The sequence below is a fragment of the Actinoplanes sp. HUAS TT8 genome (assembly GCF_051380535.1).
Lineage (GTDB): Bacteria > Actinomycetota > Actinomycetes > Mycobacteriales > Micromonosporaceae > Actinoplanes.
In genome coordinates this window covers 4,446,155-4,458,824 of the sequence record NZ_CP195646.1, presented here as the reverse complement: position 1 = coordinate 4,458,824, position 12,670 = coordinate 4,446,155, and the positions used below count along the sequence as shown (strand labels likewise).

The 12,670-nt window shown below is 71.7% G+C and carries 13 protein-coding genes; 4 read left to right on the top strand and 9 right to left on the bottom strand.

The window, feature by feature from the left end; translation table 11 throughout:
* Position 1: 1 nt before the first annotated feature.
* From ACSHV8_RS20080 to ACSHV8_RS20070, 3 genes are read right to left on the bottom strand one after another with little or no spacing between them, the layout of a single operon-like run.
* Entirely contained in the window at positions 2 to 700 is a 699-nt protein-coding gene (locus ACSHV8_RS20080) for an ABC transporter ATP-binding protein (protein ID WP_436535259.1), read from the bottom strand.
* The gene (locus tag ACSHV8_RS20075; RefSeq protein WP_436535258.1) at positions 697 to 1,443 is read right to left on the bottom strand and encodes an ABC transporter ATP-binding protein; all 747 of its coding nucleotides are present in this window, start codon (positions 1,441 to 1,443) and stop codon (positions 697 to 699) included. Before ACSHV8_RS20075 ends, ACSHV8_RS20080 begins: the two co-directional genes overlap by 4 nt.
* 2 nt (positions 1,444 to 1,445) lie before the next feature.
* Positions 1,446 to 2,618, bottom strand: coding sequence for a substrate-binding domain-containing protein (locus ACSHV8_RS20070; RefSeq protein WP_436535257.1), 1,173 nt, complete (start codon positions 2,616 to 2,618; stop codon positions 1,446 to 1,448).
* A gap of 153 nt (positions 2,619 to 2,771) precedes the next feature.
* On the opposite strand from ACSHV8_RS20070, the gene ACSHV8_RS20065 reads away from it, so the two are divergent.
* Both ACSHV8_RS20065 and ACSHV8_RS20060 read left to right on the top strand, forming a co-directional pair.
* On the top strand, positions 2,772 to 3,539 hold the full coding sequence (locus ACSHV8_RS20065) for a 3-hydroxybutyrate dehydrogenase (protein WP_436535256.1): 768 nt from the start codon (positions 2,772 to 2,774) through the stop codon (positions 3,537 to 3,539).
* A gap of 13 nt (positions 3,540 to 3,552) precedes the next feature.
* Positions 3,553 to 4,356 (top strand): alpha/beta fold hydrolase, encoded by an 804-nt coding sequence (locus ACSHV8_RS20060; protein WP_436535255.1) that lies wholly within the window; start codon positions 3,553 to 3,555, stop codon positions 4,354 to 4,356.
* Here ACSHV8_RS20060 and ACSHV8_RS20055 read toward each other — a convergent pair.
* Positions 4,293 to 5,498 (bottom strand): MFS transporter, encoded by a 1,206-nt coding sequence (locus ACSHV8_RS20055; RefSeq protein ID WP_436535254.1) that lies wholly within the window; start codon positions 5,496 to 5,498, stop codon positions 4,293 to 4,295. The genes ACSHV8_RS20060 and ACSHV8_RS20055 overlap by 64 nt on opposite strands.
* A gap of 72 nt (positions 5,499 to 5,570) precedes the next feature.
* Between ACSHV8_RS20055 and ACSHV8_RS20050 the strand changes: the two genes are divergently transcribed.
* The gene (locus tag ACSHV8_RS20050) at positions 5,571 to 6,515 is read left to right on the top strand and encodes a GlxA family transcriptional regulator (protein ID WP_436535253.1); all 945 of its coding nucleotides are present in this window, start codon (positions 5,571 to 5,573) and stop codon (positions 6,513 to 6,515) included.
* 48 nt (positions 6,516 to 6,563) lie between these two features.
* On the opposite strand, the gene ACSHV8_RS20045 is transcribed toward ACSHV8_RS20050, so the two are convergent.
* Positions 6,564 to 6,962: a peptidase inhibitor family I36 protein gene (locus ACSHV8_RS20045; RefSeq protein ID WP_436535252.1), complete on the bottom strand. Its 399-nt coding sequence runs from the start codon at positions 6,960 to 6,962 to the stop codon at positions 6,564 to 6,566.
* A 130-nt stretch (positions 6,963 to 7,092) separates the two neighbouring features.
* On the opposite strand from ACSHV8_RS20045, the gene ACSHV8_RS20040 reads away from it, so the two are divergent.
* The gene (locus ACSHV8_RS20040; protein ID WP_436535251.1) at positions 7,093 to 7,827 is read left to right on the top strand and encodes a class I SAM-dependent methyltransferase; all 735 of its coding nucleotides are present in this window, start codon (positions 7,093 to 7,095) and stop codon (positions 7,825 to 7,827) included.
* Here ACSHV8_RS20040 and ACSHV8_RS20035 read toward each other — a convergent pair.
* The 4 genes from ACSHV8_RS20035 to ACSHV8_RS20020 form a co-directional block, all read right to left on the bottom strand.
* On the bottom strand, positions 7,791 to 9,866 hold the full coding sequence (locus ACSHV8_RS20035; RefSeq protein ID WP_436535250.1) for an iron ABC transporter permease: 2,076 nt from the start codon (positions 9,864 to 9,866) through the stop codon (positions 7,791 to 7,793). The two genes, ACSHV8_RS20040 and ACSHV8_RS20035, sit on opposite strands and share 37 nt — an antisense overlap.
* Positions 9,863 to 10,918 carry an iron-siderophore ABC transporter substrate-binding protein gene (locus ACSHV8_RS20030; RefSeq protein ID WP_436535249.1) on the bottom strand — a complete coding sequence of 352 codons (1,056 nt, stop codon included), beginning with the start codon at positions 10,916 to 10,918 and terminating at the stop codon, positions 9,863 to 9,865. The genes ACSHV8_RS20035 and ACSHV8_RS20030 overlap by 4 nt, the downstream gene beginning before the upstream one ends.
* Positions 10,915 to 11,730, bottom strand: coding sequence for an ABC transporter ATP-binding protein (locus ACSHV8_RS20025; protein WP_436535248.1), 816 nt, complete (start codon positions 11,728 to 11,730; stop codon positions 10,915 to 10,917). The genes ACSHV8_RS20030 and ACSHV8_RS20025 overlap by 4 nt, the downstream gene beginning before the upstream one ends.
* 79 nt (positions 11,731 to 11,809) lie before the next feature.
* On the bottom strand, positions 11,810 to 12,649 hold the full coding sequence (locus ACSHV8_RS20020; protein ID WP_436535247.1) for a helix-turn-helix domain-containing protein: 840 nt from the start codon (positions 12,647 to 12,649) through the stop codon (positions 11,810 to 11,812).
* Positions 12,650 to 12,670 lie beyond the last annotated feature (21 nt).

Here is a 12,670-nt window from a genome sequence, read left to right as displayed (position 1 = left end):
CTCAGTGCCTCCCGACGCCGAGCAGAGAACGGGTCGCTTCGCCGTCGCCGAGCAGGTCGGCCGCGGATCCGCGCCAGGCGACACGGCCGGCCTCGACGACCACGGCATCGGTGGCCAGCTTGCGGACCACGGCCAGGTTCTGCTCGACCAGCAGCACCGGCACGCGTTCGGCGACCCGGCCGAGCACGGTCGCCACCGCGGTGACCACGGCCGGGGCCAGGCCCTTGGTCGGCTCGTCGACCAGCAGCAGCCGGTTCGGGTTGAGGAGCACACGCGCGATCGCCACCATCTGCTGCTGCCCGCCCGACAGCGTGCCGGCCCGCTGCGCGGCCCGCTGCTCCAGCTCCGGAAACAGCTCGTGGACCAGGGCATAGTCCGGGTCGGGGACCCGCTCGGCCAGTCGCAGATTCTCGGCCACGGTCAAACCCGCAAAAACACAACGATCTTCCGGTACGTACGCGAGACCGTCCCGCACGAGCCGATGGGTCGCCCGCCCGAGCGCCGCCCGCCCGTCGTATTCGACCGTTCCCTGCGCCGGAACCTCCCCGAGGATGGCCCGCAGCGTGGTCGTCTTGCCGACGCCGTTGCGCCCGAGCAGCGCGGTCACCCCGGTCGGAGCCACGTCGAAGGTGACGCCCTGCAGGATGTGGGAGCCGCCGAGCCGTACCGACAGATCGGCGACCCGCAGAATCGGATTCACAAGCCCTCCCCGAGGTACGCCTCCTGGACGAACGCGTCGGCCATCACCGCGTCCGGGGTGTCGCAGGCCAGCAGCGCGCCGTGGTGCAGCACGGCCACCCGGTCGGCCAGGTCGAGCACCACTTCCATGTGGTGTTCCACCATGAGGACGCTGCGCCCGGTGCCCGCGGTCAGCCCGCGGATCACCTCGACCAGCGCGGGCACGTCCTCCGTGCTCACGCCGGCCATCGGCTCGTCCAGCAGCAGGACCCGCGGGTCACCGGCGAGCAGCAGCGCGATCTCGAGCTTGCGCTTCTCGCCGTGGGCGAGGGATCCGGCGATGCGGTCGGCGCGGTGCTCAAGACGTACCTCCGCAAGAATTTCCGCGACGCGAAGCGCGATGTCGCGGTCGGAAGCGCGACGCCAAGCCCGCATCGCGCCGCCTTTACGGGCCTGCACGGCGAGCGCCACGTTCTCGGCGACGGTCAGCGAACCGAAGACCGCGGAGGTCTGGAACGTGCGGCCCAGGCCGTTGCGGGCCCGGCGGTGCGGGGCGAGGGCGGTGATGTCGTCGCCGCCCAGCCGGATCCGGCCCGAGGTGGGCCGGCGCAGGCCGCTGATCAGGTTGAACAGGGACGTCTTGCCGGCGCCGTTGGGTCCGATCAGGGCGACGAACTCGTCCGGTTCCAGGTGCAGGGTGACGTCGTGGACGATCGGCACGGCGCCGATCGTCCACGACACACCCTCGACGGTGAGGGCCGTCATTCTCAGCCCTTCATCGCGGCGGCCGGCGGCGCGGCGTCGTCGGGGCTGATCGTGCTGGTCAGGGTCGCCTTGCCGGCCGTCAGCTTGGCCTGGAACATCGGCTGCAGCAGCGCGTGGTCCTCGGGCCGGACGGTCAGCTTGCCCTTGACCGAGTCGAAGCTGTAGCCCTCCAGCGCGGTGACCATCTTGTCGGCGTCGTCCGCACCGGCGCTGAGCGCGTGCACGATCATCTGCGCGGCGGCGAACCCGTCCGGATGGAACAGGTCGGTCTTGCCGCCCGGAACGGCGGCCTTGAGCGCCTGGTACGCCGGGTTGTCGGCGGCCCCGTCGAAGTAGTGCGCGAGCAGGTTCAGCTTGTCCGCGCCCGAACCGAAACCGGCCCAGCCGGCCTGGATGTCGAGGCCGGTCACGACCTTCGTGCTCGCGAGAACGCCCTGCTGGTCGAGGGCCTGCCACATCGCGCCGGCCGTCGTCCCGGCCCAGGCGACGAACACCAGGTCGGGCTTGGCCGCCTTGATCTGCGAGGCGAACGGGGTGAAGTCGGTCGCGCTGGCCGGGACGGCGATGCTGGTCACGGCGGCGTTTGTGCCGACGACCTTGGTCACGGCATCGACGTTGGACTTGCCGAAGGCCGAGTCGGGCGCGAAGACCACGACCTTCTTGCCGTCGCCCAGGTAGGCCTTGGCGGTCAGGACGTCCTGGTACGACTGCCGCCCCGACCGGAACGTGTACTTGTTCGCCCCGGTGATCGCGTCGGACGCGGCCGGCCCGGACACGAACAGCACCTTGTTCTCGGCGGCGAGCGGCGCCACCTGCAGTGCCACGCCCGAACTGGTCGAGCCGGCGAGCACCTTGTAACCCTTGCCGATCAGGTCCTTGGCTGCCGACACCGCTTTCACCGGGTCACCGGCGTCGTCGGTCCAGCTGACGTTGATCGTGCGGTCACCGATCTTGCCGGTGTTGCCGGTCGCGTAGGCCAGCCCGGCCTTGAAGCCCTCCGCGTACTGCGCGCCGTAGCCGGCCAGGGGTCCGGACTGGGAATAGACCACGCCGACGTCGATCGACGAGTCGTCACCGGCAGCCCCCTTCGGGCTGCCGCATCCGCTCACGGTGACCACGGCGGCGGCCAGCGCGGCGCCGAGCCACGCACGCCGGGATGTCGACAAGGGCCTCATCGAATGCCTTCCGTTAAGAAACTGTTTCGTGTGGCCACAAGCTAAGAGCGTCGATGTGACGCAGGCCATCCGGATCGATCACAGGGGTTGTCACCCGCTTGTGTGGCGTGGCCACATACCCCGGCACGGTCGCTGATCCGTACGGTCACCGGCATGACGACGGCACGTGTGGTCGACCTCGACCTGACAGGACGTACCGCGCTGGTCACCGGCGCGGGCAGCGGCATCGGACGCGCCTGCGCCGAACGGCTGGCCGCGGCGGGCGCCGACGTGATCGCGGTGGACATCGACGAGAGATCGGCCAAGGAGGTGGCCGCGGCCATCGGCGGACGGGCGCTGCACGCCGACCTGTCCGACCCGGACGCGGTCGACGCGCTGCCGGCCGAGGTGGACGTCCTGGTCAACAACGCCGGGCTGCAGGTGGTGGCGCCGCTGCCGGACTTCCCGCCGGACAAGTTCACGCTGATCCAGCGGGTGATGGTGGAGGCGCCGTTCCGGCTCGTCAAACTGGTGCTGCCCCACATGTACGACCGCGGCTGGGGCCGGATCGTCAACATCTCCTCGGTGCACGGGCTGGTCGCGTCGCCGTTCAAGGCCGCCTACGTGACCGCCAAGCACGGCCTCGAAGGGCTCTCCAAGGTGACCGCCCTGGAAGGGGCCGAGCACGGGGTGACCTCGAACTGCGTCAACCCGGCATTCGTGCGCACACCGCTGGTCGACAAGCAGATCGCCGACCAGGCCCGGGCCAACGGGATCCCCGAGTCCGAGGTCATTGAGAAGATCATGCTGGACCGGGCGGCGATCAAGAAGCTGATCGAGCCGGAGCAGGTCTCCGAGCTCGTGGCCTACCTGTGCAGCCCCCCGGCCTCGTTCATCACCGGCTCGTCGATCGTGATCGACGGCGGGTGGACCGCGCACTGAGAAGGGGATTCTGGTGGAGGAGATCGACGTCCCGGTCGCCGGGGGGACGCTGCGGGCGGTGAGCTGGCCGGGGGCCGGGCCGGTGGTGATCGCGGCGCACGGGATCACCGCGAACGCGCTGTCCTGGTCCCCGGTCGCCCGGGCCCTGGACGGCCGGGTCCATCTGGTCGCGGTGGACCTGCGGGGGAGGGCGTTCAGCGCGGATCTTCCCGGGCCGTTCGGGATGGCCGCGCACGCCGACGACCTGGTGGCGGTGGCTTCGCACTTCGGCGCTGAGAAGGTGCCGCTGGTCGGGCACTCGATGGGCGCCTTCGTGGTGGCCGCGACCGCTTTTCATCACCCGGACCGGGTCGGGCCGGTGCTGATGATCGACGGGGGAGTGTCACTCGGGGTGCCGCTCGACGTCGACGTGGACGTCGCGCTGGAGGCGGTGATCGGGCCAGCCATGCGGCGACTGTCGATGACGTTCGCATCGGCCGATGAATATGTCGCTTATTTTCGGCAGAATCCGGCATTGGGCCGCTACTGGTCGGCCGACCTGGAGGCCTACATCCTGCGGGACTTCACCGGGACCGGCTCGTCGTGCAACGTCGACGCGATCCGCGCCGACGCCACCGACATGCTCCGCACCCCGATCCCGGCCCCGTTCCCGCTGCTCTGGGCCCCGCGCGGTCTGGCCGACGAGGACGGCGGCCTCTACCGGGCCGACCGGCTCGACGGCGTCGACGCCGAGCTGGTCCCGGACGTCAACCACTACACGATTCTGCTCGGCTCCGGCGCCTCCCGGGTCGCCGACCGGATCGCCGCGCTGGTCTGACGGCGGATCGGCCGGACCAGCAGCAGCGCGGCGACCACGCCCAGGCAGACCACCGACGAGACCATCAGCAGGTGGCGGGCCGACACGACCTCGGCCAGCGGCCCGACCACCGCCTGCCCGACCGCGAGCCCGGAGACCGAACCGGCCACCTCGTACGCGGTGACCCGGTTCAGCACCTCGGGCGGCACCAGGGTCTGCACGCTGGTCGACCACATCACCGACCAGAACGCCCAGGCCGTGCCGCCGATCACGTGCCCGGCCAGCAGCACCGGCAGCGGCGACCCGAGCGCCAGGGGCAGCGGGATCGCCACGAAACCGATCAGCGCCACCGCCCCGGCGGCCAGGGGCCGGGCCGGTCGCAGCCGCATCGCGATCACGCCGCCGGCCACCGTCCCGGCGCCGAGCGCGGCCATCACCCAGCCGAACTGCTCGCCGACCAGGCGGGAGGCGAGCGGGATGTAGGGGCCGAAGACGAACAGCCCGAAGAAGATCCAGATCACGATCACCGACCACATCCACGTACGGGAGGTGAACTCCACCCAGCCGCGCCGCAGATCCCGCGTCATCGAGGTCCGCGTTCCCGCCGGGGCCGGGGCCGGCCGGATCAGGGCCAGGCACAGCCCGCTCACCACGAACGTGCCCGCGTCCACGGCGTAGACCGTCCCGGCCCCGAACGCGACCGTCAGCACCCCGGCGACCGCCGGCCCGGCCAGCTGACACATCGCGTCGGCGACCTTCAGCACGCCGTTGGCCCGCTGCGGATCCCGCGCGACCAGCGGCACCATCCCGTTCACGCCGGGCTGGAACATGGCCGTCGCCGCGCCGGACAGCGCCGACCCGGCCAGCAACAGCCACAGCGGCGGGCTCCCGGTCAGGAACGCCACGGCCAGCACGCCCTGGGTGACCGCCCGGGCCACGTCGGCGCCGACCATCATGGCGCGGGCGCCGATCCGGTCGGCGAACACGCCCCCGAAGACGATCAGCAGGACACACGTGGCCGTCCAGACGGCGAGAACGTACCCAACCCCGGCCACCCCGTAGCGGGCCCCGACGGCCAGCGCGGCGGCCACCGGCATCATCGCGTCACCCAGCAGGGACACCGCCCGGGCCCCGAAGTACAAAGAGAAATCCCTGGTCCACACGAGTCATGATCCTTCTCGTGCGGGCGGGCGGGCACAGGCGCCCGGCCCGACAAGCTTGGGTACATTCCTGCCATGACACATGCGGTGGTGGCCCTGGTCGGCCCGGTCCTGGAGCTCTACCCGGTGACCTGCGCCTCGGCCGTCTTCGGCGATCACGGCACCGAGCTTCCGCGGCACTACGACTTCCGGCTGTGCACCGAACGCCCCGGGCCGGTGCCGACCACGATGGGCGCCGACATCGTCGTACCCGATGGTCTGTCGGCCCTTGAGAATGCCGACACGGTGCTGATCGCCGGGTGGAGCCCCGGCCCGGACCTGTCGGCCGAGCTGGCCGACGCGGTGCTGGCCGCGCACGCCCGGGGTGCGCGGATCGTGGGCATCTGCGGCGGCGTCTACGTCCCGGCCGCGCTGGGCCTGCTCGACAACCGCCGGGCCGCCGCCCACTGGGAGTGCACCGACGACCTGGCCCGGCGGTATCCACGGGTCAACGCCGACGGCACCGTCCTCTACATCGACCACGGCGACGTGGCCACCGCCGGCGCGTCGGCCACCACCGTCGACCTGTGCCTCAACCAGGTCAGCCGCGAGCACGGCGCCGCCCTGGCGATGCGCATCGGACGGCAGCTGTCGGCCGCGCCGCCCCGCACCGGCTGCCAGCGTCAGGGCCCGGCCCCGGAACCGCCCGGCCCGGTGCCGGACTCCCTGGCCCCGCTGCTCGACTGGGCCATCGCCAACCTGGACCAGCCGTTGACCCTGAACGACCTGGCCGCCCGCTCCGGCCTGTCCGAACGCACCCTGCACCGGCACTTCCTCGACCAGCTCGGCATCTCCCCGGGCCGCTGGCTGCTCGACCGCCGCATCGCCTGGACCCGCGCCCTGCTGGAGGAGACCGATCTGCCGGTCGAGACCATCGCCACCCGGGTCGGCCTCTCGTCCGCGGTCAACCTGCGCCGCCGCTTCCGCACCGCCTTCGAGACCACCCCGGCCGCCTACCGGCGCGATTTCCGTACGAACTGAACGGGCCCCGGGAAATGGTTCTCCCGGAGGCCCGCGATCAGCGATGAATCAGTACAGGCTGATGTACGACATGGTGTCGTTCGGGAGTTCGAAAAGCTGCTCCCGGCCCTTGAAGTTCATCTGCTTGCCCGGCTTGATCGTGGCGTTGTAGTAGCCCTTGCCGTCGAAGTCCTCGCTGACGAACGCCGTCAGATTCGACTTGTTGACGATGGACGACGCGTTGTCGTTGGCGGGCAGGCCGTTGTAGAAGTGCCAGTTGCTGGTGAAGTTGTGCGCCCCGCTGTAGACGACCAGCACCGTGCCCTTGAGGTCGTAGTCCGAGTAGATGCAGACCTCGCCGTTCTGGCAGGAATACACCGCCTGGGCCGCGGTCGGCATCACGACCATGCTCGCGGCCACCGCCATGGCGGCCGCCGCGACGCCGCCGAGAACCGTGCGCTTGTTCATCAAATCTCCCGTTCCGATAGCGATAGGACGCTTACGTATCGACAAAGGTAGAGAGAGGGAGTGGAAGGACACTTTATGACGTATTCACAGCGATCCGGCCGGCGCGGGCCGGGGCGAGTAGGGTCGGGCGGTGTTCTCTCCTCAAGGGCCGTCGCTGCGGGAACTCTGTGTCCAGGCGCTGACCTCGGTCGAGCGCGGCTACGACTTCCTGGCCCCGAAGTTCGACCACACCCCGTTCCGCACCCCGGCCGACGTCCTGGAGGCGACCGTCGAGGCGCTGTCGCCGTACGGGCCGTTCGACTGCGGCCTGGACGTGTGCTGCGGCACCGGCGCCGGCCTGACCGTCCTCGACCGGATGTGCCGTGAGCAGGTCACCGGGGTCGACTTCAGCGCCGGCATGCTCGACGAGGCGCACGCCGCGGTTCCGGGCGCCACGCTGGTGCGGGCCGACGCGCGGGCGCTGCCGTTCGACAGCGGGTTCGACCTGGCGGTGACGTTCGGGGCGCTCGGGCACTTCCTGCCCTCGGAGCGGCCGGCGTTCTTCGACGGCGTGCACCGGGCGTTGCGGCCGGGCGGGCTGTTCGCCGTCGCGCTGGGCGAGCTGCCGGCCCGGGACAACGGCGCCTACTGGAGCACGCTCGGGTTCGACCTGGCCATGCTGGTCCGCAACGCCGTCGTGGCACCCTCCTTCGTCATGTACTACCGGACCGCCACGGCCCGCTCGGTGCGCCGCGACCTGCGGGCGGCCGGGTTCACCGTGGACACGCTGGACCTGACCGCCCCGGGCGACGAGCTGCGCTTCTCCCTGCTGCTCGGCCGGAAACCCGGTCAGGCGCGGGAACGGCGCAGCAGCCAGACGAAGTAGGGGGCGCCGACCAGGGCCATCATCAGCCCGGCGGGGATCTGGGACGGGGCGATCAGGGTGCGCCCGAGCGCGTCGGCGACACACACGAGCAGGCCGCCGAGCAGCATCGCGACCGGGATGATGCGGCCGTGGCGGACACCGACCAGGCCGCGGGCGATGTGCGGGGCGACCAGGCCGACGAAACCGACGACGCCGACCGCGGTGACGCTCACCGCCGCCGCGACCGCGGCCACGGTCAGCAGGGTGAGTCGCGCGGCTTCCCGGCGTACGCCGAAAATCTTGGGGGTGTCTTCGTCGATCGACAGCAGGTCGAGCTGGCGGCGCAGGCCGACGACCACCGGGGCGGCGACCACGAGCACCAGCAGGACCGGGAGCACGTCGGCGAAGGTCCGGCCGTAGGTGGTCCCGGAGAGCCAGGTGAGGATGCGCGGCGTGTCCCACGGGTCGGCCCGCAGCAGCAGGAACGTGCTGATGTCGCTGAGCGCGTAGCCGCAGCCGATGCCGATGAGCAGGAACCGGTCGGGCAGGATGCCGCCGCGCCAGGACAGGGCGGCGATCAGCCCGAACGTGGCCAGGCCCATGGCGACGGCGGTGGCGACGAGCATGGTGTGGCTGCCGGACAGGCCGGAGGTGACCACGATGACCGCGCCCAGCCCGGCCCCGGCGGTGATGCCGAGCACGCCCGGTTCGGCCAGGGGGTTGCGGACCGTGCCCTGCACGACGGTTCCGGACAGGGCGAGTGCGGCCCCGGCGACGACGGCCGCCGCGACCCGCGGGGCCCGGTCGTCGAGGGCCCGGGCGATCAGGTCGGGCGCGGTGCCCTGCACCCAGAGCGCGAGGTCACCGGTGCGCAACCACAGGCTGCCGGCCAGCAGCCCGACGATCACGGTGGCGACCAGCAGCACCGTCACGACGATCAGGACGGTGACGAAACGGCGGCGGGAACGGACGGCGACGTGTGCCCTGGGTGCCGAGCGGGCCGAGCCGGCGTCGCGCAGCCGCAGCGCCAGGATCACGATGACCACGGCGCCGAGCAGCGACGTCGGGATGCCGGTGGGGATCGACGCGGCGGCCTGGGCACCGAGCACGGCCCGCAGCACCGAGTCGGCCAGCAGCACGAGCAGCGCGCCGACCAGCCCGCAGGCCGGGATCAGGAACGCGTGCCGGCTCAACACGCCGACCCGGTCGGCGACCAGGCGGACCGCGACCGGCGCGGCCAGGCCGATGAACGCGATCGGGCCCGCCAGGGTCACCGAGAGGCTGGTCAGCAGGACGGCGCAGAGGATGGCGACGAGCCGGGTCGAGCGGATCGGCACGCCGAGCGAGGCGGCCGTGTCGTCGCCCAGACCGAGCACGTCCAGGCGGCGGGAGAGCAGCACGGCGACGGCGAGGACGGCGACGATGACCGGGGCGGCGCGCAGGGCGGCGTCGATGTTGAGCTGGGCCAGGGAGCCGCTGCCCCAGGCGTACAGGCCGGTGGTGCTCTCCTTGAACAGGATCAGCAGCATCGCGGTGGCCGCGTCCAGGGCCAGCGCCACGGCCGAGCCGGCCAGGATCAGCCGGGTCGAACCCAGGCCGGAGCCGGTGCCGGCCAGGCCGAGCACGACGGCGGCGGCGAGCAGGCCACCGCCGAACGCCACCGCGCCCGAGGCCCACAGCGGCACGGCGAGGCCGAACGCGGCGACCGCGCACAGCGCGAAGTACGAGCCGGCGGTGACGGCCAGGGTGTCCGGGGCGGCGAGCGCGTTGCGGGTGACCGACTGCAGCAGCGCCCCGGCCGAGCCGAGCGCGACCCCGACCGCGATCCCGGCGAGCACGCGGGGCAGGCGGGAGCCGGTCAGCACGTCGGCGATCGGCACGCCACCGACGTTCTCGTGCGCGCCGAGCAGGTAGCGCAGCAGATCCCAGAACCCCACCCCGGAGGTTCCCTGCGTGATGTGCCACAGGCCGGTCAGGAACACGGAGACGAGCAGGACGGCCAGTACGGCCGTCCCGCTCGCGCCACGCCCGAGGCCGATCGGCGCCCGGGTGTCGCTCACGACTTGGTGAGGATCTTCACGTAGGCGTCGATCGCCTCTTCGTTGGATTTCGGCCCGCCGGCGCCCCAGACGCCCGCCGGGAAGGTGTACGCGCGACCCTCCTCGACGGCCGGCAGCTTGGTCCAGATCGGGCTCTTGACCAGCTCTTTGACGTAGCTGTCGGCGGTCTGGTCGTCGGAGTAGAACAGGGTGGCGCCGCCGACCGCGGTGAGTCCCTCGATGTCGGTCTGCGCGAGGCCGTACGCCGGGTCCACGCCCCCGCTGCCGTACGTCTTGTTGATCGCGTCGGTCCACGCCCCGGTCATCCCGAGCTGCTCGCCGAGCTCGGTGAAGAGCGCGCCCTGGCCGTACGGGCGGATGACGACGTTGCCGCCCTCGATCCAGCCGTCGAAGAACAGGAAGTCCCGGGCGGTCGAGTTCGCGGCCGCGACCTTCTGCTTGGCCTCGGCCAGGTGTGCGTCGAACTGCTTGAGGACGGCGTCGGCGCGCTCGGTGCGGCCGGTGGCCGTACCGATCATCGAGAAGACCTTCTTCATGTTGGCGATCTGGCCGGTCGCGTCGGCGCCGACCGTCGCCAGGACGGGGACACCGCGCTTCTCCAGCTTGGTGATGATCTCGTCGTCGGCCTTGAACGCCTCCACGATGATCAGGTCGGGGTTGGTCGCGTAGAGCTTGTCCAGGTCGGGCTCGCCGCGCTCACCGGTGTCGACCGCGGTCGCGGGCAGCGCCTCGGCCTTGACGTAGGTGCCGTATCCCTTGGCGTCGGCGACCGCGACCGGGTTGAGGCAGAGCGTGAGCACGTCCTCGGTCTGCTGCCACTCCAGCACGGCGACCCGGGACGCGGGCTTGGCCAGCTCGACCTTGCGGCCGACGCCGTCGGTCAGCGACACCGGGCCGGTCGCCGTCGTGGTCTTGTCGTCGGCGCAGGTCGCCGACGCGGGCGGGGCCGAGTTGGCGGCGGCCGGCTCGACCTTGGTGGTGCCGCAGGCGGCGACCGTCGCCGCGAGGGCGAGCGTCGCCGCCGAGGCGACGAGGCGGGAAACGGGGATCATGGGGTTTCTTCTCCTGGGTGGATCTTCTTGCGGGTGGTGTGACGCCCGATCGGGTCGATGCGGATGCGGCCGGTCCGGGGGTCGGCCTCGACCTCGACGGGCAGGCCGTAGACCTCGCTGATGTGCTCGGCGGTGAGCACGTCGAAGGGGTCGCCGGTCGCGTGGACGCGTCCGTCGTGCATGAGAAGAAGGGTGTCGGCGACGCGGGCGGCCTGGTCGAGGTCGTGCAGCACGATGCCGACGGCGACACCGCGCTCGTCGGCCAGGTCGCGGACCAGGTCGAGGGTCTCGATCTGGTAGCGCAGGTCCAGGTGGTTGGTCGGCTCGTCGAGCAGCACGACCCCGGTCTCCTGGGCCAGGCACGCGGCCAGCCAGACCCGCTGCATCTCGCCGCCGGAAAGCTCACCGACCGGACGATCGGACATTTCCCGTACGCCGGTGGCGGTCATCGCGTCGTCGATCGCCTTCCGGTCGTCGGGGGAGGGGCCGGCGAAGCGTCGCCGGTGCGGATGCCGCCCGAACGCGACGACCTCGCTGACCGTCAGCCCGTGCGGGGCCTGGCGGGACTGCGAGAAGAGGGTGACCTCGCGGGCGAACTGCCGCGCGTTGAGCAGCGACACCGCGCGGTCCCGGAGCAGCACCCGGCCGTCGTCGACGCGGTGCAGCCGGGCCAGGGCGCGCAGAAGGGTGGACTTGCCGCTGCCGTTGGGGCCGATCAGCGCGGTGACCCGGCCGGGTTCCAGCGTCACCGAGACGCCGTGGACCACGGCGGTCTTGCCGTAGCCGAGTATGAGCTGCTCACCACGCAACATCGAGCCGCTCCGCCTCAGGTTAGGTTTGCCTTGCCTAACGGAGGCTAGATGATGATCTTGTGATTCGGCAATCCGGCACTCAGGACATCGGATACGGGATTCCGGACATCATCCGGCCCGGAGTAACCCGCATCACCCGGCGGAACGCCGCGATGAACGTGCTCGGCTGGGCGTACCCGAGCCGCTCGGAGACGGCCTGAATGTCCGCACCCTCGGAGAGCAGCGCGAGGGCCTCGTGCACCCGCAGCGACTGCCGCCACTGCGCGAACGACAACCCGGTGGCCTCCCGGAACGCCCGGGTGATGGTGCGGTCGCTCACGCCCAGCTGATCGGCCCACTCCTGCAGGCCGCGATCGTCGGCCGGGTCGGCCAGCAGCGCCTCGGCGATCGGGTCGATCCGCGGATCACCGGGCAGCTCCAGGGCGAACTGCCGCGGGGCCGGCTCCAGCACGTCGAACACGACACCCTCGGTACGGGCCCGCGCGCCGGCGTCGAGATCCGTACGGGCCAGGCGCAGCAGCAGCGACTCCAGCAGCGGGGTCATCGTGATCGGGGTCGGCTCGGCGAAGGCGACCGGGGACCGCTCGGGCGCGAAGAACGCGTCGTGCAGCTCGGCCGCCGCGGTCAGCCGGCCACCGTGTACGACCCCGGCCGGCAGCCACAGACCGAACCCGGGCGGCACGGTGAAGATCCGTTTCCCGATCCGGGACGTCAGGGTCCCGCCGCGCGCCCACACCAGCTCGTGCATCGGGTGCGAGTGGGCCGGCCAGTCGGTGGCGACCCCGGTCCGCTCCCGGCTCGCGATGATGGTGAGCTCGTCGCAGGCTCCGGGCGGTGCCGACACGGCGTGGCGGATCACCGTGTCCGGGTCACGCCGCCAGGTGGCCAGGCCGAGATCGTCGGGGGTGGGCGCAACCATGGCGACGAGCGTACGTGCCGG